At 67.3% G+C, this 21,905-nt stretch carries 20 protein-coding genes; 17 read left to right on the top strand and 3 right to left on the bottom strand.

Translation table 11 applies throughout. From position 1 onward, the window contains the following. Window positions 1-408: 408 nt before the first annotated feature. The 17 genes from P0D89_RS19365 to P0D89_RS19285 all read left to right on the top strand — a co-directional run bounded on the left by P0D89_RS19365 (window position 409) and on the right by P0D89_RS19285 (window position 18,076). Window positions 409-1,203 carry a beta-ketoacyl synthase chain length factor gene (locus tag P0D89_RS19365; RefSeq protein WP_408361498.1) on the top strand — a complete coding sequence of 265 codons (795 nt, stop codon included), beginning with the start codon at window positions 409-411 and terminating at the stop codon, window positions 1,201-1,203. Next, window positions 1,187-1,981, top strand: a complete 795-nt coding sequence (locus tag P0D89_RS19360) for a 1-acyl-sn-glycerol-3-phosphate acyltransferase (protein ID WP_408361454.1) — start codon at window positions 1,187-1,189, stop codon at window positions 1,979-1,981. The genes P0D89_RS19365 and P0D89_RS19360 overlap by 17 nt, the downstream gene beginning before the upstream one ends. After that, window positions 1,956-2,255 (top strand): phosphopantetheine-binding protein, encoded by a 300-nt coding sequence (locus tag P0D89_RS19355; RefSeq protein WP_408361453.1) that lies wholly within the window; start codon window positions 1,956-1,958, stop codon window positions 2,253-2,255. Before P0D89_RS19360 ends, P0D89_RS19355 begins: the two co-directional genes overlap by 26 nt. A gap of 3 nt (window positions 2,256-2,258) precedes the next feature. Beyond that, window positions 2,259-2,510 (top strand): acyl carrier protein, encoded by a 252-nt coding sequence (locus tag P0D89_RS19350; protein WP_408361452.1) that lies wholly within the window; start codon window positions 2,259-2,261, stop codon window positions 2,508-2,510. Beyond that, complete coding sequence (locus tag P0D89_RS19345; protein ID WP_408361451.1) at window positions 2,510-3,172, top strand: COG4648 family protein; 663 nt, start codon at window positions 2,510-2,512, stop codon at window positions 3,170-3,172. The genes P0D89_RS19350 and P0D89_RS19345 overlap by 1 nt, the downstream gene beginning before the upstream one ends. Further along, window positions 3,169-4,872: an ApeI family dehydratase gene (locus P0D89_RS19340; protein WP_408361450.1), complete on the top strand. Its 1,704-nt coding sequence runs from the start codon at window positions 3,169-3,171 to the stop codon at window positions 4,870-4,872. The genes P0D89_RS19345 and P0D89_RS19340 overlap by 4 nt, the downstream gene beginning before the upstream one ends. After that, on the top strand, window positions 4,872-6,626 hold the full coding sequence (locus P0D89_RS19335; protein WP_408361449.1) for a glycosyltransferase family 2 protein: 1,755 nt from the start codon (window positions 4,872-4,874) through the stop codon (window positions 6,624-6,626). Before P0D89_RS19340 ends, P0D89_RS19335 begins: the two co-directional genes overlap by 1 nt. Further along, window positions 6,613-8,238 (top strand): HAL/PAL/TAL family ammonia-lyase, encoded by a 1,626-nt coding sequence (locus tag P0D89_RS19330; protein ID WP_408361448.1) that lies wholly within the window; start codon window positions 6,613-6,615, stop codon window positions 8,236-8,238. Before P0D89_RS19335 ends, P0D89_RS19330 begins: the two co-directional genes overlap by 14 nt. Continuing rightward, window positions 8,235-8,666, top strand: coding sequence for an acyl-CoA thioesterase (locus tag P0D89_RS19325; protein WP_408361447.1), 432 nt, complete (start codon window positions 8,235-8,237; stop codon window positions 8,664-8,666). The genes P0D89_RS19330 and P0D89_RS19325 overlap by 4 nt, the downstream gene beginning before the upstream one ends. Continuing rightward, window positions 8,654-9,355, top strand: a complete 702-nt coding sequence (locus P0D89_RS19320) for a LolA family protein (RefSeq protein ID WP_408361446.1) — start codon at window positions 8,654-8,656, stop codon at window positions 9,353-9,355. The genes P0D89_RS19325 and P0D89_RS19320 overlap by 13 nt, the downstream gene beginning before the upstream one ends. Continuing rightward, entirely contained in the window at window positions 9,355-11,895 is a 2,541-nt protein-coding gene (locus P0D89_RS19315) for an MMPL family transporter (protein WP_408361445.1), read from the top strand. Before P0D89_RS19320 ends, P0D89_RS19315 begins: the two co-directional genes overlap by 1 nt. Beyond that, a complete protein-coding gene (locus tag P0D89_RS19310) occupies window positions 11,892-13,076 on the top strand; it encodes a beta-ketoacyl-[acyl-carrier-protein] synthase family protein (protein ID WP_408361444.1) in 1,185 nt (394 codons plus the stop codon). Before P0D89_RS19315 ends, P0D89_RS19310 begins: the two co-directional genes overlap by 4 nt. 5 nt (window positions 13,077-13,081) lie before the next feature. Next, on the top strand, window positions 13,082-13,570 hold the full coding sequence (locus tag P0D89_RS19305; RefSeq protein WP_408361443.1) for a hotdog family protein: 489 nt from the start codon (window positions 13,082-13,084) through the stop codon (window positions 13,568-13,570). Next, on the top strand, window positions 13,567-14,292 hold the full coding sequence (locus P0D89_RS19300; RefSeq protein WP_408361442.1) for a 3-ketoacyl-ACP reductase FabG2: 726 nt from the start codon (window positions 13,567-13,569) through the stop codon (window positions 14,290-14,292). Before P0D89_RS19305 ends, P0D89_RS19300 begins: the two co-directional genes overlap by 4 nt. Beyond that, entirely contained in the window at window positions 14,292-15,518 is a 1,227-nt protein-coding gene (locus tag P0D89_RS19295) for a beta-ketoacyl-ACP synthase (protein WP_408361441.1), read from the top strand. Before P0D89_RS19300 ends, P0D89_RS19295 begins: the two co-directional genes overlap by 1 nt. Continuing rightward, the gene (locus tag P0D89_RS19290; protein ID WP_408361440.1) at window positions 15,515-16,756 is read left to right on the top strand and encodes a beta-ketoacyl-[acyl-carrier-protein] synthase family protein; all 1,242 of its coding nucleotides are present in this window, start codon (window positions 15,515-15,517) and stop codon (window positions 16,754-16,756) included. The genes P0D89_RS19295 and P0D89_RS19290 overlap by 4 nt, the downstream gene beginning before the upstream one ends. A 66-nt stretch (window positions 16,757-16,822) precedes the next feature. After that, a complete protein-coding gene (locus P0D89_RS19285; RefSeq protein WP_408376989.1) occupies window positions 16,823-18,076 on the top strand; it encodes an NAD(P)/FAD-dependent oxidoreductase in 1,254 nt (417 codons plus the stop codon). A gap of 94 nt (window positions 18,077-18,170) precedes the next feature. Here the strand turns inward: P0D89_RS19285 and guaD are convergent, their stop codons facing one another. From guaD to xdhC, 3 genes are all read right to left on the bottom strand, one after another. Further along, window positions 18,171-19,544 (bottom strand): guanine deaminase, encoded by a 1,374-nt coding sequence (gene guaD, locus P0D89_RS19280; RefSeq protein ID WP_408361438.1) that lies wholly within the window; start codon window positions 19,542-19,544, stop codon window positions 18,171-18,173. 105 nt (window positions 19,545-19,649) lie between these two features. Further along, the gene (locus P0D89_RS19275) at window positions 19,650-20,702 is read right to left on the bottom strand and encodes an adenosine deaminase (protein WP_408361437.1); all 1,053 of its coding nucleotides are present in this window, start codon (window positions 20,700-20,702) and stop codon (window positions 19,650-19,652) included. A gap of 89 nt (window positions 20,703-20,791) precedes the next feature. Beyond that, entirely contained in the window at window positions 20,792-21,808 is a 1,017-nt protein-coding gene (xdhC, locus tag P0D89_RS19270; protein WP_408361436.1) for a xanthine dehydrogenase accessory protein XdhC, read from the bottom strand. Between the last annotated feature and the right edge of the window lie 97 nt (window positions 21,809-21,905).

Below are 21,905 nucleotides of genomic sequence, written 5' to 3'. Positions count from 1 at the left end.
GCGGCTCGCGCCCATCGGGCCCGTCGTCGACGCCGCCAAAGGCCCGCCGCCACTGGCTTTCAGCACTGCCGGCGCGCGTGGCGCCGATGTTGTGACCGATGGGTCGTCGCGTTTCGACCCTCTATAGCATCGGCACGACGGATACAGATGGATACGTCTTTTGTCGCTGATTTAATCCAGAATACGCACCATGATTCCGGCGACCAGGCGAGCCCGCGACGATCGATCAGACTCGTTGCCAGACGCCCTGAGACTGTGAGCAGGCACTGCTCATTCGCTGAAATCCCTATAAGAAAACTGGATGGCCCCCGGCTGGAGAGATGCCGGTCCGCGCGGCGCATGCACGCTAAGACAGCGGTATGCTTCGTCCGGCGCGCGAGCCTCCCCTATCTACACGCGAACACCGATATGCCCGATCTGCACTGGACCATTCCGGTCGGTCGCTGGTCTAGCTGGCCGGCTACCGCATCCGCCGCCCCCGAGATTGGCTTCATCGAGCCGATGGTGCGGCGGCGTCTGAGCACGCTGTCCAAAGTCGCGCTGAAAGTCGCGCACGACTGCGTCGCGCAAGGCGCGGTCCGGGTCGTGTTCGCGTCGCGTCACGGGGAATTGCGCCGCACCACCGACATCCTGCGCAGCATCAGCGCGGCCGAGCCGGTTTCGCCGACCGCCTTCAGCCTGTCGGTGCTGAACGCGATGACCGGCGTGTTCGGGATCGCGCGTGGCGACCGCTCGGCGGCGAGCGCGATTTCGGCCGGCGCACAAACGCTCGGCTACGCGCTGCTGGAAGCCCACGCGCAATTCGCGACGCAGCCTGACTCGCCGGTCCTGCTGGTGTACGCCGATGAACCGGCCGACACGGCCTACGGCACGATTGAAGACGAAGTGCAAGGCGGTGCGATCGCGATTCTGCTGGACCGCGACGCGGCGGCGGGGCATGTAACGTGCTCCCTGTCCCGCACCGGCGGCCAGCCAACCGCGCGATCCGGCGACGCAAACGCGGCCGGCGGCCACGGCGCGAACCGCGCGGCCACCGAAACCGCAGCGGCCCCCGAAGCCACCGCCGCGCGCGGCCTCGGCCTGGCCGCCAGCTTCGCGACCCAGAGCCAGGCGCTGCTGCACTGTCTGGAAACCGGCCAGCCGGCGTGCTGGCAGCGCGCCGGCGCCCTCTGGCATTGGAGTTGGCATGACCGCGCGGCTTGATTACCTCTGGCGTTTTTGCGCGACCGGCATGGCCTTCGTGGTGTTCGGCATCTGCGGCGTGCTGTTTTCCGTGCTGGTGTTTCCGCTCGCGTGGCTGTGGCCGCATCGCGCGTCGCGGCAGCGGGCGGTGACGGGCGTGATCCACTGGTTTTTTCGCGCGCTGGTCGCGCTGCTGCGCAGCGCCGGTGTGATGAAGCTCGACGTGTCGGGCTCGGACGCATTGCGGGCAGGCGGGCCATCGATCGTGGTGGCGAATCACCCGACCTACCTCGACGTGATGGTGCTCCTGTCGCTCACGCCGCGCGCCTGTTGCGTCGTGAAAAACGCGCACTGGAGCAACCCGTGCTTCTGGGGGATCGTGCGCGCGGCGCAATACGTCAGCAATGCGGACCCCGCGGCGCTGATCGAGGCAGGCGCGAGGCAACTGGCGGCGGGCTATACGGTGATCATTTTTCCGGAGGGCACGCGCAGTCCCGCGCGCAATCGGCTGCATGCGTTTTCGCGCGGTTTCGCGCACATGGCATTGAAGGCCGGCGCGCCGATCGTGCCGGTGCTGATGGATTGCGACCCGCCCGCGTTCATGACGCAGATGCGCTGGTATCACGTGCCGGCGCGCGCGTTCCGGATGCGCGTGAACGTGCTCGCGCCGTTAGGCGTCGAGCAGCTGGCGGCCCATCAAACAACACCGGCTCTCGCGGCGCGCAGCGTGACGAGCGCCGTCGAAGCACACATTACCCAGCATCTGTTCGCTTATGGATTCTTTAAAACTGGAAATTAAGCAGCTTCTGATCGAAGCGCTCGACCTCGAAGACCTGACGCCCGCCGATATCGACGACGATGCCCCGTTGTTCGATACCGACGGCATCGGTCTCGACTCGATCGACGCGCTCGAAATCGGCATCGTGCTGCGCAAGCAATACCAACTGACCGTCGCGGCGAACGACGAACGCACGCGCGAACACTTCCGCTCGATCAACACGCTGGCCGCATTGGTCGCGAGCCAGAGCGAAGCGGCGGCTGCTACGAACGAAACCTCAAAGAAGGGGGAATGAACCGTGTCCGACGCAGAGATTCTTGAACGCATTCGCGCGATCTTCAAAGAGAACTTCGCCATCGAGCCCGAACGCGTGACGCCCGACGCGCATCTGTTCGAAGACCTCGATCTCGACAGCATCGACGCCGTCGACCTCGCGATCAAACTGCAGGAAATGACCGGCCGCCGCATCAAGCCCGAGGCCTTCAAATCGGTGCGCACCGTGGGTGACGTGATCGGTGCGGTCGAATCCCTGCTGGCGGCCCAAGGCTGATGCCGGCCGCGCGCTCGCGCATGTCGGCGGCGGCGCCTGAAAATGCCGCGCCTGCGCCCGGCACTGAGCGCCGCTGGGGCAAGATCGTCGTGCAGGCGCTGCTGAAGCTCGCGTATCCCGCGCTGATCCTGTGCGCGTGGCGCTGGGACGCGCCGCGCGTGGTCGGCTGCATGCTGTTCGCGATTCTGTGGCTGCAGCGCTGGGCCGGCAGCGGCACGCTCGCGGCGTCGCTGCGGCGTCTGACCGCCATCGACTGGGCAGTGGTCGGCATGCTGAGTTGCGCGTCGGCGGCGATCGTCGCCACCGATAGCGAGCTGCTGCTGCGGTTCTATCCGTCGCTCGTCAATCTCGGTCTGTTGATCGCGTTCGGCGCGACGCTTGTGCGCGGACCGTCGATGATCGAAAAATTCGCGCGTCTCGGCAATCCGGATCTGCCGCCCGGCGCGGTGCGTTACACGCGGCGCGTGACCCAGGTGTGGTGCGGGTTCTTCGTGCTGAACGGCGCGTTTTCCGTGTACACGGCGCTCTACTGGAGTCGCGCGAGCTGGTCGCTCTATAACGGCGCGATCGCTTATGGGCTGATCGGCATGCTGCTGGTGGCCGAGGTGATCTGGCGCTATCTGGTCGTGCTGCCGCGCGCCGCACGTTCGGGGGCGGCATGATCGCGTTGCACGATCTGTTGTCGGCTGCGGACGAAGCCGCCGCGCCGGTATGCCGGGATGGCGGCGCGGTGCTGGATCGCGTGGCGTTCCGCGCGCGCGTCGCCGCGCTGATCGCGCTGCTGCAAACGCGCACCGAGCCGCGCTACGCGCTGTGCATCGACGATCCGTTCGATTTCGCGTGCGCACTGTTCGCGCTATTCGCATGCGGCAAGGAGCCGGTGTTGCCGGCCAACGCGACGCCGGGCTATCTAGCCGATCTCGCCGGCGCCTACGACGTGGTGCTGACCGATGCGGACCTGCCGCCGTTCACACCTGACACGAGCGCGGATCGCGTCGCAGCGCACGCAGCGCGCCGCGCATACCCGATCGATCCGCAAGCCCCACTCACGCTCTACACGTCCGGCAGCAGCGGCCGTCCGAAACCGATCCGCAAGACGCTCGCGCAATTCGACGCCGAGGTGCGCACGCTGGAACAGGAGTGGGGCGCGCTGGTCGGCGACGCGACGATGCTCGCGAGCGTGCCGCATCACCACATCTACGGTTTGCTGTTTCGCGTGCTGTGGCCACTGGCCGCCGGCCGCGCGTTTGATCGCGCGCTCAGCCTCGAGCCGCTGCATTTGCAAAGCCGGATCGCGCAATGCGGCGCGACGGTGGTCGTCTCGACGCCCGCGCAATTGTCGCGTTGGCCCGCGTTGCCCGGCTTCGCTTCGTTGACGCCGGTGCCGCGCGCGTTCTTTTCGTCAGGCGGCCCGCTCGCGCTCGAAGCCGCGCAGCACTACGCCGCCGCGTATGGCGCCGCGCCGCTGGAAATCTACGGCAGCACGGAAACCGGCGGCATCGCGTGGCGGCGTCAGGACCGCACCGATGCGTGGCAGCCGGTGACCGGCGTCGAAGTGCGTCGCGACGAGGACGGTGCGCTGAACCTCCGCTCGCCGCATCTGGGCCACCCAGGCTGGCATCGCACCGACGACAGGATCACTTGCGACGCGCACGGCCGCTTCCGTTTGCAAGGCCGGCTCGACCGCGTGCTGAAGCTGGATGGCAAGCGCGTGTCGCTGGCCGAGCTGGAAGCGCGTCTCGCGCTGCATCCGTATGTGGCGCAAGCGGCGATCGTGCCGCTGGAAGGCGCGTCGCGCGAACGCGCCGGCGCGGTGGTCGCGTTGACCGAAGCGGGCGGCGCGGCGTTGCGCGACGACGGCCGCGTGCTGCTTGCGCGAACCCTGCGCCGCCATCTTGCGAACTATTTCGACGTGGTCGTGCTGCCGCGTCATTGGCGTTTCCGGCTGACCTTGCCATTCGACGCGCGCGGCAAGCTGCCGGTGAGCGCGGTGGCGGCCGCCTTCGACGCACGCGCCGAAGGCATGGACGTGCTCGCCGAAGCGCGCAGCGGCGACACGCTGCATTACGAACTGCGCGTGCCGCGCACGCTCGCACATTTTGCCGGGCACTTTCCCGGCCTGCCGATTCTGCCGGGCGTGGTTCAACTCGACTGGGCGATCCGTCTCGCCGCCGACCATGTGCCGGCCGTGCGCGCAGTCGCGTCGATCGATCGGCTGAAATTCATGGTGCCGGTCTTGCCGGGCGCGATGCTCAAGCTCACGCTGGCACACGACGCCGCGCGTCGCCGCGTGCAGTTCGCGTACCGGATGGACGGCCGCGAATGCGCAGCGGGGGTGATCGTCTATCGGGAGCCCGCGTGATGAGCCGGTTCGCTGCCTGCATCGTCATCCCGATCTACAACCACAAGGACGCGATCGGCGCGACCGTCGCCCGTCTCGCAGTGCACCGCCTGCCGATCTTCGTGGTCGACGACGGCAGTGACGAGCCGACCCGGCAGGTGCTCGCCGCGCTCGCACAGCAGTACGCGGCGCAGCTCACGCTGCTGCGTCTGCCGGTCAACGGCGGCAAAGGCGCGGCGGTGATGGCGGGGCTGCGCGCCGCGCGCGACGCCGGCTACACGCACGCGTTGCAGATCGATGCCGACGGACAGCACGACGCGGCCGACGTGCCGCGCTTCGTCGACGCGGCTCGCGCCGAACCGGGCGCGGTGATTCTCGGCCGGCCGGTCTACGACGAGAGCGTGCCGAAAGCGCGCCTCTACGGCCGCTATCTGACGCACGTGTGGGTGTGGATCGAAACGCTTTCGCTGACCATCCGCGATTCGATGTGCGGCTTCCGTCTGTATCCGTTGTCGCTGGCTTGCGAGCTGATCGATAGCGTGCGGCTGCCCACGCGCATGGACTTCGACATCGAAATCCTCGTGCGCCTGCATTGGCGGCGCGCGGCGTTCCGTTCGATTCCGACATGCGTCACTTATGCCGCCGACGGCGTGTCGCATTTCGACGTGCTGTGGGACAACGTGCGCATCAGCCGCAGCCATACGCGGCTCGTGTTCGGCATGCTGTGGCGTCTGCCGATGCTGCTCGCGCACAAGGTGATGCCGCGCCGCGCCGCGCTTGCCGAACAGCCGGGCGAACCGGGCGAACCGAATGAAGCCGCGGAGCCGAACGGGCAGCACTGGTGGCGCGTCGCCGAACGTGGCAGCCACCTCGGCATGGCTTTGCTCGCGCTCAGTTGCAAGCTGTTCGGCCGCCGCTTCACCGCGCTCTGGCTGCACCCGGTCGTCGCATATTTTCTGCTGACGGGCCGCGCCGCGCGCGAGGCGTCGGCCGACTACTTCAGGCATCTCGGCGCGGCCGCGCCGCAAGGCGAAACGCCGCGTCCGGGCTGGCTGTCCGCGTATCGGCACATGCTGGCGTTCGCGCAGTCGGGCTTCGACAAACTCGCCGCCTGGTCCGGGCGCGTCGATGCCGCCGACGTAACGTTCGACGATCGTTCGGCGTTCGAAGCATTGGTCGCGAGCGGCAAGGGCGCGCTCGTGATCGGCGCGCATCTCGGCAACCTGGAGATGACCCGCGCGCTCGCCACACACGGCGCTCACGCGAAAGTTACCGCGGTCGTCTACACGGAGCACGCGCGCCGCTTCAATAGCGTGCTGGCGTCGGCCAATAGCGACTTCGCGCGGCATCTGCTCGAAGTCGGCGACTTCGGACCCGAGACCGCGGTGCTGATGCAGCAGCGCGTCGATGCCGGCGAGTTGCTGGTGATCGTCGGCGACCGCGTGCCCGCGCACGAAGCGGGCCGCACGACCGATGCGCAGTTTCTCGGCGCGAGCGCGCCGTTCGCGCAAGGGCCGTATGTGCTCGCGCATGCGTTGGGCTGCCCGGTCTATCTGTTCTTCTGCCTGAAAGAGCACGACGGCTATCACCTGTATTTCGAGCCGTTCGCCGAGCGCATCGAGTTGCCGCGCCGCGAACGCGCCCAGCATCTCGCGACGTGGGCGCAGCGTTACGCGGCACGTCTTGAACACTATTGCCGCAAGGCACCTTACCAATGGTTCAACTTCTTCGATTTCTGGGCCAGCCCCAAGCGAGGCGCGAATGGCCGAACATGATCTGAGCGGGGCGCGCCAGGCCGGCGCGAGCATGACGGCGAACGCCAACGCCAACACCAACACCAACACGACGGCGGTCGTGATCGGCGCGCGCAAACTGTCGATCGAAGAGGTCGTCGCGATTGCGCAGCACCGCGCGCCGGTCGCGCTGAGCACCGACCACGCATGGCGCGGGCGCATCCAGCGCGGCGCGGATTTTCTGCGCCGCCATCTGGCTGCGGGCGCGACCGTGTACGGCGTCAACACCGGTTACGGCGACGCCTGTGTGGTCGACGTGCCGATGGAACTGATCGAAGCGCTGCCGCTGCAATTGACGCGTTATCACGGCTGCGGGATGGGCCAGCATCTCGACGAGGCGCAAACGCTCGCGGTGATCGCCGCGCGGCTCAACTCGCTGGCCTATGGTTTTTCCGGCGTGCGGCCGGTGCTGCTCGAACGCCTTGCCGATCTGATCAATCATCGCGTGTTGCCGCGCATTCCTGCCGAAGGCTCGGTCGGCGCGAGCGGCGATCTGACGCCGCTGTCGTACGTGGCGGCGGCGCTCGCCGGCGAGCGCGACGTGAAGTTCGAAGGCGCGCTGCGCGACGTGCGTGACGTGTGGGCCGAACTCGGTCTGGCGCCGCTCACGCTCGCGCCGAAAGAAGGTCTCGCGCTGATGAACGGCACGGCGGTGATGACGGGCCTCGCCTGTCTCGCGTTTGCCCGCGCGGATCATCTGACGCGGCTCGCCGCGCGTTTGACTGCGCTCTCGACGGTGGCGCTCGACGGCCGCGCCGCACACTTCGACGCGACGCTGTTCGACGTGAAGCCGCACGCCGGCCAGGCCGAAGCGGCCGGCTGGATTCGCGACGATCTCGCCGGCCGCGACGATACGCCGGGCCATCGTCTGCAGGACCGCTATTCGATTCGCTGCGCGCCGCACGTGATCGGCGTGGCGCGCGATGCGCTGACGTGGGTGCGCCGCGACGTCGAGAACGAGTTGAACAGCGCCAACGACAACCCGCTGATCGATCCCGACAATGAGCGCGTACTGCACGGCGGCAACTTCTACGGCGGCCATATCGCGTTCGCGATGGATGCGCTGAAGGTCGCGGTCGCCAATCTCGCCGATCTGATGGACCGGCAACTCGCGCTGCTGGTCGACGTGAATTTCAACAACGGCTTGCCGCGCAATCTGTCGGGTGCCGCGCCCGCGCGCGCCGCGATCAATCATGGCTTCAAGGCCGTGCAGATTTCGTCGTCGGCATGGACTGCGGAAGCGCTGAAGAACACGATGCCCGCCAGCGTTTTTTCGCGCTCGACCGAGTCGCACAATCAGGACAAGGTCAGCATGGGGACGATCGCCGCGCGCGACTGTTTGCGCGTGCTGGAGTTGACCGAGCAGGTGGCCGCCGCGCATACGCTCGCGACGGTGCAGGCCGCGCGTCTGCGTTTGCGGATCGACAGCGCGACACCGGTGCCGGCGCCGTTGCAAAGGTTTGTCGAGAACGTCAGCACGGGCTCGCCGTTCGTCGATGAAGACCGCGCGCTGGAAAGCGAACTGCGCGCGTTGACCGCGCGCATCGCCGCGTGCGATCTGCTAGACGACTATCGCGGAGGGTCGAACGCATGAGCGGGACGCCGAAAGTGCTGAGCGCGAGCGCGACGGTCGAAGTGCCGTTCCACGACGTCGACGCGATGAACGTGTGCTGGCACGGCCACTATCTGAAGTACTTCGAGATCGGCCGCGCGGCGCTGCTGCGCGCGTTCGATTACGACTATCGCGAGATGCAGGCCTCGGGTTATCTGTGGCCGATCGTCGAGGCGCATCTGAAGTATGTGCGGCCGGCCGTCTACGGCCAGAAACTCGATGTGCGCACGCAACTGCTCGAACACGAAAACCGCCTGAAAATAGGCTATGAAATTGTCGATTGCGCATCCGGCACGCGGCTGACGAAGGGCTACACGATCCAGGTCGCGGTCGATGCCGCCACCCAGGAGTTGCAGTTCGTGTCGCCGCCGGTCGTATTCGAAAAGCTGGAGCGCGTATGGGGACGGTGAAATTGCGCGCGCTGCTGGTGAGTGGGTTGAGTATGTTGAGCGTGATCGGTATGGTTGGCGTCGCGGCAACAAGCGCAATTGCATCAACCACCGCAACTGCATCAACCACCGCAACTGCATCAACAACCGGCAACCCCGCACTCGTTTCCCAGATCGCGACCCATCTCGCCCAGCCCAAGGGCGTGCGCGCGCAATTCACGCAGACGCAGACACTTGCCGCGATGAAACAGCCGCTCGTCAGCAGCGGCGCATTGCTGTTCTATCGCGAGCGCGGCGTGATCTGGCGGATCGATACACCCTACAAAGCCACCTATGTGATCACCGACGCGGGCGTCACCCAGGTCGACGCCGCCGGCCGGCGCGTGAGCGCCCACAGCGCGCAAGGCACACGCGGTGTCGCGCAGGTCTCGAAGATGATGCGCGCTATGCTCGGCGGCGACCTGTCGGCGCTGTACTCGCAATTCGACGTGCAGGCCGAAGGCAGCGCCACGCAATGGCGCATGCAGCTCACCCCGAACCAGCCGCAGATCGCGCAGTCGATCAAACGTCTTGAGATGGACGGCGGCGATTACCTGCAAAGCTTGCGCATCACGCTGGCGAACGGCGATGTGACGCAGCTCGACTTCACGAAGAGCGAGGCGGTGACCGAACCGGCTGCGGCTGAACGCAGCCTGCTCGGAGCGCCGTGATGAACATGCGGGACTTGCGCGACGGGCACGATACGCAGAAGGTGCCTCCACGACGCTCCGCAAGACAGATGTGGGCTGTGCGCGTCGCGTGGTTGCTGCTGGCGCTGGTCGCGGCGCTGTATTGCGCGTGGCGCTTCGCGGGGCCGTCGCCGTTGCAGACCGATCTGCTCGCGCTCCTGCCCGCCACCGAAGCGGACCCGGTCGCCGAAAAGGCGGTCGACACGCTGGCAAGCGCGCTCGGCGACCGTACGGTGTTGCTCGTCACCAGCAACGACGACGCGCACGCGAAAGCTGCGGCGAAGCAGCTCGGCGCGTCGCTGCAAAAGAGCGGGGCGTTCGGCTCGGTGACGGCGGAGTTGCCGCCGTTCGATCTCGCGCAGATCGCCGCGTTATACATGCCGTATCGCTTCGGCCTGCTCGCGCCGGTTGACCGCGCGGCGCTCGCCGGCGGCGCAACAGGCTCATCCAGCACGACCTTGCGCGACACCCTCGCGCAGCGCATCTACAGCCCGCTAAACGGCGGCCTCACCACGCCGCTCGCCGACGATCCGTTCGGTTGGCTCCAACGCTGGCTCGGCGGCCTGCCGCTCGCGACATCGAATCTCGAGGTCGAAGACAACCTGCTGGTCGCGCATCGGGGCGCCGCGACCAGTGTGCTGATCGTCGCGACGTTGCCGGGCTCGGCCTACGAAACGAAAACGCAGCGCGCGGTGCACGCGGCGCTCGCCCAAAGCGAAAGCGCATTGCGACAGGCGTTCCCCGATGTCTCGGTGGCACGCACCGGTGCGGTGTTCTACGCGGAATCGGCGCGCAGCGCGGCCGAACGCGAAGTGCATCTGATCGGCGTCGCGTCGTTGTGCGGGATCGCGCTGCTGATGTTGTGGGTGTTCCGCTCGCCGCGCCTGCTGCTGCTCGGCTTCGTGTCGACGGCGCTCGGCATCGTCTGCGCGCTGGCCGTGACGCTGCTGGTGTTCGGCAAGCTGCACCTGTTGACGCTGGTGTTCGGCGCGAGCCTGATCGGCGAGGCCGTCGATTATTCGATCCAGTACTTTGTCGTGTATCTCGGCGCGCAGCGCGATTGGGACGCGCGGCGCGGCGCGCGTACGGTGCGGCCCGCGCTGACGGTCGCGCTGCTGACGAGCCTGCTCGGCTACGCGATCCTGATGTGGGTGCCGTTTCCCGCGCTCAGGCAGATCGCATGCTTCGCGATGGTCGGCATCACGACGGCGTTTGCGTCCGTGCTGTGGCTGTTGCCTGCGTTGCTGACGCGCGCGCCGAAGCGCAGCCCGCAACGCGTGTTCTTGGGGGCGGCGCGTTTGCTGGCGCTCTGGCGGCGCGCGATCGGCGGGCGGCGCGCGGCGTACGTGACAGCGCTGTTGCTGCTCGTCGCAATTCCGGGCTGGCTGCGTCTGACCAGTGACGACGATATCCATCTGCTGATCCAGCGCGACCCGTCGCTCGTCGCGCAGGAGGACAAGGTGCGCGACGCGGTGGGCGTCGATAACAGCGCGCAGTTTTTCGTCGTGCGCGGCGATACGCCGGAAGCGGTGCTGCAACATGCCGAAGCGCTGGACGTGCAACTGGATGCGTTGGACGGCACGGCGAACCAGGTTGGCGCTTATCAGTCGGTGACGCAATTCGTGCCGTCCGCGAAGCAGCAGAGCGAAGACCGCGCGCTGCTCGCCAAGCGTGTGTTCGACAACCCCGCCGCATTGCGCGCGACATTGCTGCAAGCAGGGTTCAAGGACCAAGTCGCCGATGCGTGGCTCGCCGCGTATGCGCAAGCGCAAGCGCAGCCGCCGCTGGGCGTCGAGCGATGGCTGGCCGCGCCGTGGTCGCAACCGTATCGGCATCTGTGGCTCGGTGAAGTGGATTCCGCGACGCACGCGTATGCGGCAGTCGTGATTCCGCAAGGCGTGACGCCGCGCAACGAGCCCGCGTTGCTCGCGCTCGCGCAGCGCTTGCCAGGCGTCACGTTCGTCGACAAGGCCGCCAGCGTGTCGAAGCTGTTCGGCGCATATCGGGTGGATAGCGGCTGGTGGCTCGGCGGTGCACTCGCACTGGTGCTCGTGCTACTGACCATGCGATACGCCCCGAAGGAAGTCCCCTTAGGGCGGGCGCCGAAGGAAGTGCCGTCGGGGCACGCTCCGCAGAAAGTCCCATTGAGAAACCGCCTGCGTGGCGGCATCGCCACCACCCTGCCGGTGGCACTCGCAGTGGGCGTCACGCTCGCAATATTCGGCTACGCCCGCGTGCCGCTCAACCTGTTCAACTGGCTCGCGCTGATGCTGGTGCTCGGCGTCGGCGCAAACTATGCGGTGTTCCTGCGCGAAGGCTGTCTGCGCGCGGACGCGGATCTCGGCGCGGTGTGGACCGGCGTGCTGCTGTCGGCGGCCACCACGCTGTTGTCGTTCGGCATGCTCGGCATGAGCGCGATGCCCGCGCTGAAGAGCTTCGGCGCGACGCTCGCGCTCGGCATCGCGGTCGCGGTGCTGCTTGCGCCGATCGGCATGCCATCGGAATCGAGGAGGGCGGCATGAGAGCGCCATCAGTCTATTTACACGCGCTCGGCATGATCAACGCGCTCGGCGGCAACGTCGATGAGATCGTGCCGGCGCTCGCCGCCACACACGCGCCAGGCATGGCGAACGTGCACACGGGAATCGGCGACGCGTTCGCCGGCAGCGTGCTCGCGCCGCTGGACCTGGCTCCCCGCGCCGACCTCGCGCGCTACGACTGCCGCAACAACCGCTTGCTGCTGGCCGCGCTCGCGCAGATCGCGCCCGCCATCGACGCCGCGCGCGAGCGTTACGGCGCCGACCGGATCGGCGTGGTGCTCGGCACCAGCACCTCGGGTATCGAGGCGGCCGAAGCCGCGTTCGTCTATCACGCGAAAGCGGGCGAACTGCCCGACAACTTCAACTACCGGCAGATGGAAATCGGCACCGCCGCGCCGTTCGCCGCCGCCGCGCTCGGCGTGCAAGGGCCGGCCTTCACGATCTCGACCGCGTGCACGTCAAGCGCGAAAGCGTTCGCGTCGGCGCGCCGGCTGCTGCAATTGCAACTGTGCGATGCCGTGGTGGTGGGCGGCGTCGATTCCCTTTGCGAACTGACGATGCAGGGCTTCGCATCGCTCGAATCGACCAGCGCCGTGCGCACCAATCCGATGAGCGTCAACCGCTGCGGCATCAATGTCGGCGAGGGTGCGGCCGTGCTTCTGATGAGCCGCGATGAAGCCGCGGTGCGGCTCGCGGGCGTCGGCGAATCGAGCGACGCGCATCACATTTCGTCGCCGGACCCGCAAGGCGTCGGCGGCGAACTCGCGTTGCGCGCGGCACTCGCCGATGCGGGCATCGCACCGTCCGCGCTCGGCTATGTGAACCTGCACGCGACCGCCACGCCGAAGAACGACGAGATGGAAGCGAAGCTGATGGCGCGGGTGTTTGCGAACGGTGTGGCGACGAGCGGCACCAAGCCGCTGACCGGCCATCAACTCGGCGCGGCGGGCGCGACCGAACTTGGCTTCGCGTGGCTCACGCTCGCGCGCGACGACGTGCCGCTGCCGCATCATCTGTGGGACGGCGAAGCCGATCCCGCGTTGCCCGCGCTCGATCTCGTGGAAAGCGAACGCTTCCTGCCGCGCGGCGCGGGCACGCAATACGTGATGAGCAATTCGTTCGCTTTCGGCGGCAGCAATGTCAGCCTGATCCTCGCACGGTGACGCGCATGACGACTCCCCCGCCAGGCGACGAGCAACTCGTGCGGCAACCGATCGAGGCGATCATCCCGCATCGCGGCACGATGCTGCTGATCGACGCCGTCGACAGCTTCAGCGACACCATGCTGAGCGCGCGCGCCAGCGTCGACCCGAAAGCGTGGTACGCCGACGCCGACGGCGCAATGCCCGCGTGGATCGGCATCGAACTGATGGCGCAGGCGATCGCCGCGCACGTCGCGCTGCTGGCGATGCGCGGCGGCGGGCGCGCGCGGCCCGGGGTGCTGCTCGGCTCGCGCAGCTATCACGCACTGCGGCCAGCCTTCGCCGCTGGCGCGCAACTGCTGATTCACGTGAGCGAGCTGCTGCGTGCTGAAGCGGGCCACGGCGCGTACGAATGCACGATCCATCAAGACGGCGTGTGTTGCGCGGAGGCCGTCATCAAGATCTTTCAGCCGCCCGATTTTCAGTCATTCATCGAAGGGAGTGTCAGTTCATGAGCCGGCGTGTTCTCGTTACCGGTGCAAGCCGCGGCATCGGCCGCGCGATTGCGTATAAGTTGGCCGCCGACGGCTTCGCGGTCTCCGTGCATTGCCGCACGGGACGCAGCGAAGCCGACGCGGTGGCGACGGGCATCGCCGCGCAAGGCGGCACGGCGCGCGTGCTGCAATTCGACGTGCGCGAGCGCGCCGCGTGCCGCGCGGCGCTCGAAGCGGATGTCGCCGCGCACGGTCCGTACTATGGCATCGTGTGCAGCGCGGGCGTCACGCGCGACGCCGCGTTTCCCGCGCTCACCGAAGAAGATTGGGACATCGTGATCGAGACCGGACTCGACGCGTTCTACAACGTGGTCCACCCGCTGACCATGCCGATGGTGCGCGCGCGCAAGGGCGGGCGCATCGTCACGATCGCGTCGGTGTCGGGCGTCACGGGCAATCGCGGACAGGTCAACTACAGCGCGGCAAAGGCCGGGCTGATCGGCGCGACCAAGGCGCTCGCGGTGGAACTGGCGACACGCAACATCACCGTCAACTGCGTCGCGCCGGGTCTGATCGAAACCGGCATGCTCGACCAGATGCCGCTGGAACAGGCGTTGAAGACGGTGCCGATGAACCGCGTCGGCCAGCCTGCGGAGGTTGCGTCGGTGGTCAGCTTCCTGATGTCGGATGCGGCCTCGTACGTGACGCGCCAGGTGATCGGCGTGAACGGCGGGATGGTCTGATGAAGCGCGTCGTCATTACCGGCATGGGCGGCGTCACCGCGTTCGGCGATAGCTGGGACGCGATCGAAGCGCGCCTGAAGCGCGGCGAAAACGCGGTGCGGCGCATGCCCGAGTGGGATTACTTCGAGTCGCTGCATACGCGGCTCGCGTGTCCGTTGCCGGACTTCAGCGTGCCCGCGCATTATCCGCGCAAGAAGACGCGCGCGATGGGGCCGGTGTCGATGTATGCGGTGCGCGCGAGCGAGCTGGCGCTCGCCGACGCGGGCCTCGCCGACGACCCGAGCATCGCGGACGGCCGCATGGGCGTCGCGTACGGCTCGTCGTCGGGCTCGGTGCAGCCGATCCGCGCGTTCGGCACGATGCTGGAAACCGGCTCGATGAGCAACGTCACGTCGAACAGCTACGTGCAGATGATGCCGCACACCACGGCGGTCAACGTCAGCCTCTTCTGGGATCTGAAAGGGCGCATCATTCCGACCTCGTGCGCGTGCGCGTCGGGCAGCCAGGCGATCGGCTACGCGTTCGAGGCGATCCAGACCGGCAAGCAGACGCTGATGCTGGCGGGCGGCGCGGAAGAACTGTCGGGACCGGCGGTCGCCGTGTTCGACACGCTGTACGCGACCAGCACGCGCAACGATGCGCCGCATCTGACGCCGCGTCCTTTCGATGCCGCGCGCGACGGCCTCGTGGTCGGCGAAGGCGCGGCCACGCTGGTGCTCGAAGAATACGAACACGCGGTGGCGCGCGGCGCGCGGATTCACGCGGAGATCGTCGGCTTCGGCTGCAACTCGGACGGCGCGCACATGACCCAGCCGACCACCGACACCATGGCGCTCGCGATGCAGCTCGCGCTGCGCGACGCGCAACTGACGCCGCAAGCGATCGCCTACGTGAACGCGCACGGCACCTCGACGGATCGCGGCGACATCGCCGAAAGTCAGGCGACCGCGCAGACCTTCGGCGCGCGCATGCCGATCAGCTCGCTCAAGAGCTACGTCGGCCATACGCTCGGCGCGTGCGGCGCGCTCGAAGCGTGGTGGACCATCGAGATGATGAAACGCAACTGGTACGCGCCGACGCTGAATCTCGACAACCTCGATCCGGCTTGCGCGCCGCTCGACTACATCGTCGGCACGGGGCGCGAGATCGACGCCGAGCATGTGATGAGCAACAACTTCGCGTTCGGCGGCATCAACACGTCGCTGATTTTCAGGCGCGTCCGATGAGCATCGCGCTGAAACGCGTGGTTGTCACCGGCATGGGGATCGTGTCGTGCCTCGGCAATACGCTCGACGACGTGGCCGCCGCGTTGCGCGCGGGCCGCTCGCGTATCGAGCGGATCGATGCGTGGCGTGAGCGCGGGTTCGCGTCGCAGGTGGCGGGCGTCGTGTCGGTTGCGCACGAGCCGCCGTTCGAGCGCAAGCTCGAACGCTTCTTGGGCGACACCGCGCGCTTCGCGTGCCATGCCGCGCGCCAGGCGATCGACGACGCCGGGCTCGCGCCCGCGCTGTTGCGCTCGCCGCGCGCAGGCGCGGTGATCGGCTCGGGCGTCGGCTCGCTGTCGAGTTACGACGCGGCGTTGGCGATCGCGCACGCGCGCGGCGTCGACAAGGTGCCGCCGTACACGGTGCCGCAGGCGATGAGCAGCACCTCGTCCGCCAACGTCGCGCAGCTGTTCGGGCTCGAAGGGATGAGCTATTCGCCGTCGTCGGCGTGCACGACCTCGGCGCTCGCGATCGGGCAGGCGATGCAGTTGATTCAGACCGGCCGTCAGCAGATCGTGCTGGCCGGCGGCAGCGACGCGCTGCACGACAACACGACGCTGCTGTTCGACGCGATGGGCGCGCTGTCGCGCCGCTTCAACGACGAGCCGCAGCATGCATCGCGTCCGTACGACATGCAGCGCGACGGTTTCGTGATCGCGTCGGGCGGCGGCGTGCTGGTGCTCGAAGCGCTCGATCACGCGTTGGCGCGCGGCGCGCGCATCTACGCGGAACTCAGCGGATTCGGCGCTTGCACCGACAGCGCCGGCATGGTCGCGCCGCGCGCGGCAGGTATCGCGCGGGCGATGCGCGGCGCGCTGGATGAAGCGGGCAAGCGCCCCGACTACGTCAACACGCACGCGCCGTCGACGCCGCTCGGCGATCTCGAGGAGCTGCGCGCATTGCAGACGGTTTTCGGCGTGGCACGTGATCACCGCGTGCCGGCGTTTTCTTCGACCAAAGGCATGACCGGGCATTCGCTTGGCGCGTGCGGCGCGCACGAGGCGATCTACACGCTGCTGATGATGCGCGACGGGTTCATCGCGGGCACGGCGGATATGGGCACGCCGGAGCCGGAAGTGCGCGGCATGCCGCTCGTGCGGACCACGCGCGATGCGCGTATCGACACGGCAATGTCGGTTTCATTCGGGTTCGGCGGCAGTTGCGCGAGCCTGATGTTCGAAGCATGGCTAGGCGCTTGAAATGGCCGCGCCGCGCAGACAAACCCACGCATTTGCAAGCACGCATTTGCAAGCAGTGAGGCACACGTGAATCAACATTCGTCAAAGCGGACCACAGTCGACGTCACGATCATCGGCGCCGGTCCGGCGGGCGCGGTCGCGGCCGCGCTGTTGCGCAAAACGGGCCGTTCGGTCCTCGTGCTGGAGCGTCAGCATTTTCCGCGCTTCTCGATCGGCGAGAGCCTGCTGCCGCAAAGCATGGCCTACCTCGAAGAGGCCGGCATGCTGCAAGCCGTGGTCGAAGCGGGCTTCCAGTACAAGAACGGCGCGCACTTCGTGTATCGCGACCAGTCGTCGTCGTTCGACTTCCGCGACAAGCATTCACCCGGATGGGGCACCACCTACCAGGTCGAGCGCGCGGTGTTCGACGACATCCTGATTCGCTGCGCCGCCGAACAGGGCGCCGACGTACGCTTCGGCCACACGGTGCGCGCGGTTCACACGGGCCTCACTGGTCTTATGCCGCTCGTCGACGTGGTCGACGAGGCCGACCACGCGTACCAGATCGAAGCGCGCTTCGTGCTGGACGCGAGCGGTTTCGGGCGCGTGCTGCCGCGTCTGCTGAATCTCGAATCGCCGACGCGGATGCCGACGCGCGCCGCGCTCTTCACGCATGTGCGCGACGGCATTCCGGTCGACGCGAGCGATCGCAACAAGATCTGCATCGCAACGCACCCCGAGCGCCGCGACGTGTGGTTCTGGATGATTCCGCTGGCGGGTGGCCGGTCGTCGGTGGGTTGTGTCGCCGAGGCGAGCTTTCTCGACGTGCCGGAAGCGGAGCGCGACGCGACGCTGCGCGCGCTGATCCAGCAGGAGCCGACGCTGAACCGGCTGATCGGCGGTGCACCGTTCGTGATGCCGGTGCGCCATATCGGCGGCTACGCGGCGAACGTCGAGCGTCTGCATGGGCCCGGCTACGCGCTGCTCGGCAATGCGGGCGAATTTCTCGATCCGGTGTTCTCGTCCGGCGTGACGATCGCGCTGCGCTCCGCGCACCTCGCGGCGCACACGCTGAACCGCCAACTGGACGGCGCGGCGGTCGACTGGTCCGCGGATTACGACGTGCCGCTGCGCAAGGGGATCGACACGTTCCGCGCGTTCGTCGAGCGCTGGTATAGCGGCGAGTTGCAGGACATCATCTATCACCCGGATCAGACGCCGTCGATCCGGCGCATGATCACCGCGGTGCTGGCGGGGTACGCGTGGGATGAATCGAATCCGTATGTCGCCGATCCGGTGCGGCGGCTCACGGCGTTGCATCAGGTGTGCGTGCAGCGCTGAATGGGGTGAACGCATTGGGCTGTGTTTCAGGGGCAAAAATGAAAACGGCGCTTCGGGAACGAAGCGCCGTTTTTGATTCAGCGATGTGAGCGGATCAAGCCGCGATCCTCGCCGCCCCCGCCACATGCTGCCGCGCATCGTCGCGACGATGCACCCGCTTGCCGGCCGCATACGTTTCATAAACCGCGCGATCGTCGCCGAGCAGCGCGAACGCGAACAGCAACTCTTCCAGCGATTCCTTGCGCGCGGTGCGGCGCGCGAGCAGCGGCGTCGCTTGCGGGTCGAGCACCACGAAGTCCGCTTCCGAGTTCGGCTTCAACGTGCCGACCTTGTCCGCGAGATCGAGCGCTTCGGCCGCGCCTGCGGTCGCGAGGTAGAACATCCGCGTGGCGGTCAGATGATGGCCGCCCAGACGCGCGACCTTGTGCGCCTCGTTCATCGTTTGCAGCATCGAGAACGAAGTGCCGCCGCCGACGTCGGTCGCCAGCGCGATCGGCATGCCCGCCGCGTCGGCCTTGTCGAAGTCGAACAGGCCGCTGCCGAGAAACAGGTTCGAGGTCGGGCAATGCGAGGCGACCGTGCCGGTTTGCGCCATGCGTTTGCGGTCTTCCTCGTCGAGGTGGATGCAATGGCCGTACACCGCGCGGCGGCGCAGCAGGCCGTAGTGATCGTAGATGTCCAGATAGCTGCGGTGGCCGGGGAACAGCTCGGCGACCCATTTCACTTCGTCGATGTTTTCCGCGACGTGGCTCTGGATGAACACGTCCGGATGTTTGCCCGCGAGCACGCCGCATGCTTCGAGCTGCGCTTCGGTCGAAGTCGGCGCGAAACGCGGCGTGAGCGCATACATCTGGCGCCCGCGATTGTGCCAGCGGCCGATCAGCTCGGCGCTGTCGTCGTAGCCCGATTGCGCGGTGTCGCGCAGGAACTCGGGGCAGTTGCGGTCCATCAGCACCTTGCCCGCCACCATCCGCAAATTGCGCGCTTCGCTCTCGGCGAACAGCGCGTCGGCGGATGCCTTATGGACCGTGCAGTACACCAGCGCGGTGGTCGTGCCGCACGCGAGCAGTTCGTCGACGAAGAAGCTCGCGGTGTCGCGCGCATACGCGGCGTCGGCGAAGCGGCGCTCGGTCGGGAACGTGTAAGTGTCGAGCCACGGCAGCAAACCCGGCGCGGGAGACGCGATCATGTCCGTTTGCGGGAAATGAATGTGCGTGTCGATGAAACCCGGCACGATCAGCTTGTCGCGCATCTCCTCTACCTGGGTGCCCGGGGCGAGCCGCGACGCGAGCGCCGCATACGCGCCCGCCGCCGCCACGTGGCCGTCTTCGACGATCAGCAGACCGTCCTCGTGGAATACGGCCGCATCGGGCGATTGCGCGGGGTCGCCGTTGAAGGTCAGCAGTTGCGCGCGAAATGCCGATTGCGCTGGTTTGGGCGGGTTCGCCGGGTTAGTCGTTTGAGTCATGGAAAAACCGTCTCCGAATGTGAAAAGCCGAACAGCGCGGAAGGCGGGTTCCTCCTCGGCTCCAGAGAGAACCCGTGCCGCCGCCGGCTGCCTTATACCGGCCCGTCAGTGCGGGCCGCTTTGATACCAGTGCGCGTCGAGCTTCGCGATCAGCTCGGCACGTTCCTCGGGCGTCACGAACGACGCTTCGAAGCCGTTGCGGATGATCGTGTAGACCTCGGCATCGTCGAGCTTCAGCGCGTCGATGGTGGCGAAGTAGTTGGCGTTGACGTAGCCGCCGAAATAGGCCGGATCGTCGGAATTCACCGTCACCGCGACGCCGCGATCGAGCAGGTCCTTCAGCGTGTGCTTGGTGAGATCGTCGAACACGCACAGCTTCAGGTTCGACAACGGGCACACGGTCAACGCGACGCGCGAGTCGGCCAGCCGCGTGACGAGCGCCGGGTCCTCGATGCTGCGCACGCCGTGATCGACGCGGTCCACCTGCAGCAAATCGAGCGCTTCGTAGATGTACGCGGGCGGGCCTTCCTCGCCCGCGTGCGCGACGAGTTTCAGACCGAGCGCGCGCGCCTTCGCGAACACGCGTTCGAACTTCGAAGGCGGATGGCCGCGCTCCGACGAATCCAGCCCGACGCCGATCAGCCGATGCTTGTACTGCTCGAACAGCGGCCGAGCTTCTTCGAAAGTGGCGAGCGCGTCCTCTTCGGACAGATGGCGCAGGAAGCACAGAATCAGCTTGCTCGACATGCCGCGCTTTTCCGCGTCGGCGAGCGCGCGTTCGATGCCGGCCACCACGGTCGCGATCGGCACGCCGCGTTCGGTGTGCGTCTGCGGGTCGAAGAAGATTTCGCTGTGGACCACGTTGTCGGCGAGACACCGTTCGACATACGCCATCGTCATGTCGTAGAAGTCCTGCTCGTGCAACAGCACGCTCGCGCCCGCGTAGTAGATGTCGAGGAACGATTGCAGATCGGTGAACGCATATGCGGCGCGCAGCGCCTCGATCGAGTCGTACGCGAGCTTCACGCCGTTGCGTTCGGCGAGCGCGAAGATCAGCTCGGGTTCGAGCGAGCCTTCGATATGGATGTGCAGTTCGGCCTTCGGAGCCCGCGCGGTTTTATCGGCGAGCGATGGGGTGGGTGCGGTCGTTGTAGTCATGGTCGGTTATGAGTTTGTTGGAGTCGGTTCGCGACGGATGATCGGTAGCGCAGACGCGGGCGATGCGGCAAGAGCCGAAGCGCCGCGCTTCACACCGCCTGCGTCGTGTGATGTGCGCTCGCGTTCGTCTCGACGGCTTGCAGCACCTGCGCGGCCGCCGAAATCGCGATCACCTCCGGCGACTTGTCGACGATGCCGTCGACCCCGAGCGGGCACTTCATCCGCGCGACCCGCGACGGGTCGATGCCGCGCGCCGCCAGCCGGTGTTCGAACTGCTTGCGCTTGCTATGCGAGCCGATCATGCCGAAGAACGCGAAGTCGCCGCGCCGCAGAATGCGCTCGGCCAACTCCAGATCGCGCGCATGGTTGTGCGTCATCACGATGAAGTACGTGTTCGGCGCGGCCTGGTCGATGGCTTCGTCGGGCGCGTCGTTCGGATCGAGCTTGACGTTCGGCGCGTGCAGCGATTCGACGGGCGGGAACTGCGCATCGCGTTCGTCGACCCAGCGGACCGTGCAGGGCAGCGTGGCCAGCACCCGGACTAGCGCGGCGCCCACGTGGCCGGCGCCGAACAGCACGACGGCGAAGTCGCCCGGCGCGATGGTTTCGGTGAGCAGCGCGCTGCTGTCGTCGAAACCGGCGCCGTCCCACAGCAGGCAGTCGGCGGCGTCGACTCCCGGCTCGGGGTCGGACAGCATCACCGCATCCGGTGCGGGGCCGAATGATACGCTACGCACCGTCGAAAGACCGGCGGCCACGCGCTTCGCAAGCGACGTGATCCAGCCGAGGTCGCCGATGTCGAGCCGCTCGAACGCGAGAATCACCGCGCCGCCGCAGCATTGGCCGAGGCTCGGGCCGAGCGCGAAGCGCTCCAGCCGGCGCATGTGCGGCGAGCGCATGCCGTCGCGCAGCACCTGCCGCGCGGTCTCGATCGCTTTCCATTCGAGGTGGCCGCCGCCGATCGTATGCCTGGCCGAGTCGCGGGTGACGATCATCTTGGTGCCGGCTTCGCGGGGCGCCGAACCTTCGACGCGCGCGACCGTCACCAGCACGGCGGCGTCGCCGTGCGCGAGCAGTTGTTGCAGGTCAGGTAGCCAGGCTTGCATCCGGCGGTTCTCCGTACGGGGCCGCGCGGGGTGTCCGTGCGGCGATTGCGTTTGTGGGTCTGCGTGACGCGTTCGGGTCGCGTCACGCCGTGGGGTT

Origin of the sequence: Paraburkholderia sp. RL18-085-BIA-A (genome assembly GCF_046027075.1) — a bacterium.
Taxonomy (GTDB): domain Bacteria; phylum Pseudomonadota; class Gammaproteobacteria; order Burkholderiales; family Burkholderiaceae; genus Paraburkholderia.
This window is presented reverse-complemented; position numbering and strand designations above follow the sequence as displayed.

What these genes read in the sequence shown, in the direction of transcription:
- P0D89_RS19360 (WP_408361454.1), top strand. Translation starts at nt 1,187, where the DNA reads ATGACCGCGCGGCTTGATTACCTCTGGCGTTTTTGCGCGACCGGCATG.
- P0D89_RS19325 (WP_408361447.1), top strand. Translation starts at nt 8,235, where the DNA reads ATGAGCGGGACGCCGAAAGTGCTGAGCGCGAGCGCGACGGTCGAAGTG.
- P0D89_RS19300 (WP_408361442.1), top strand. Translation starts at nt 13,567, where the DNA reads ATGAGCCGGCGTGTTCTCGTTACCGGTGCAAGCCGCGGCATCGGCCGC.
- P0D89_RS19275 (WP_408361437.1), bottom strand. Translation starts at nt 20,702, where the DNA reads ATGACTACAACGACCGCACCCACCCCATCGCTCGCCGATAAAACCGCG.
- guaD (WP_408361438.1), bottom strand. Translation starts at nt 19,544, where the DNA reads ATGACTCAAACGACTAACCCGGCGAACCCGCCCAAACCAGCGCAATCG.
- P0D89_RS19295 (WP_408361441.1), top strand. Translation starts at nt 14,292, where the DNA reads ATGAAGCGCGTCGTCATTACCGGCATGGGCGGCGTCACCGCGTTCGGC.
- P0D89_RS19305 (WP_408361443.1), top strand. Translation starts at nt 13,082, where the DNA reads ATGACGACTCCCCCGCCAGGCGACGAGCAACTCGTGCGGCAACCGATC.
- P0D89_RS19315 (WP_408361445.1), top strand. Translation starts at nt 9,355, where the DNA reads ATGAACATGCGGGACTTGCGCGACGGGCACGATACGCAGAAGGTGCCT.
- P0D89_RS19355 (WP_408361453.1), top strand. Translation starts at nt 1,956, where the DNA reads ATGGATTCTTTAAAACTGGAAATTAAGCAGCTTCTGATCGAAGCGCTC.
- P0D89_RS19290 (WP_408361440.1), top strand. Translation starts at nt 15,515, where the DNA reads ATGAGCATCGCGCTGAAACGCGTGGTTGTCACCGGCATGGGGATCGTG.
- P0D89_RS19345 (WP_408361451.1), top strand. Translation starts at nt 2,510, where the DNA reads ATGCCGGCCGCGCGCTCGCGCATGTCGGCGGCGGCGCCTGAAAATGCC.
- xdhC (WP_408361436.1), bottom strand. Translation starts at nt 21,808, where the DNA reads ATGCAAGCCTGGCTACCTGACCTGCAACAACTGCTCGCGCACGGCGAC.
- P0D89_RS19335 (WP_408361449.1), top strand. Translation starts at nt 4,872, where the DNA reads ATGAGCCGGTTCGCTGCCTGCATCGTCATCCCGATCTACAACCACAAG.
- P0D89_RS19310 (WP_408361444.1), top strand. Translation starts at nt 11,892, where the DNA reads ATGAGAGCGCCATCAGTCTATTTACACGCGCTCGGCATGATCAACGCG.
- P0D89_RS19330 (WP_408361448.1), top strand. Translation starts at nt 6,613, where the DNA reads ATGGCCGAACATGATCTGAGCGGGGCGCGCCAGGCCGGCGCGAGCATG.
- P0D89_RS19365 (WP_408361498.1), top strand. Translation starts at nt 409, where the DNA reads ATGCCCGATCTGCACTGGACCATTCCGGTCGGTCGCTGGTCTAGCTGG.
- P0D89_RS19320 (WP_408361446.1), top strand. Translation starts at nt 8,654, where the DNA reads ATGGGGACGGTGAAATTGCGCGCGCTGCTGGTGAGTGGGTTGAGTATG.
- P0D89_RS19340 (WP_408361450.1), top strand. Translation starts at nt 3,169, where the DNA reads ATGATCGCGTTGCACGATCTGTTGTCGGCTGCGGACGAAGCCGCCGCG.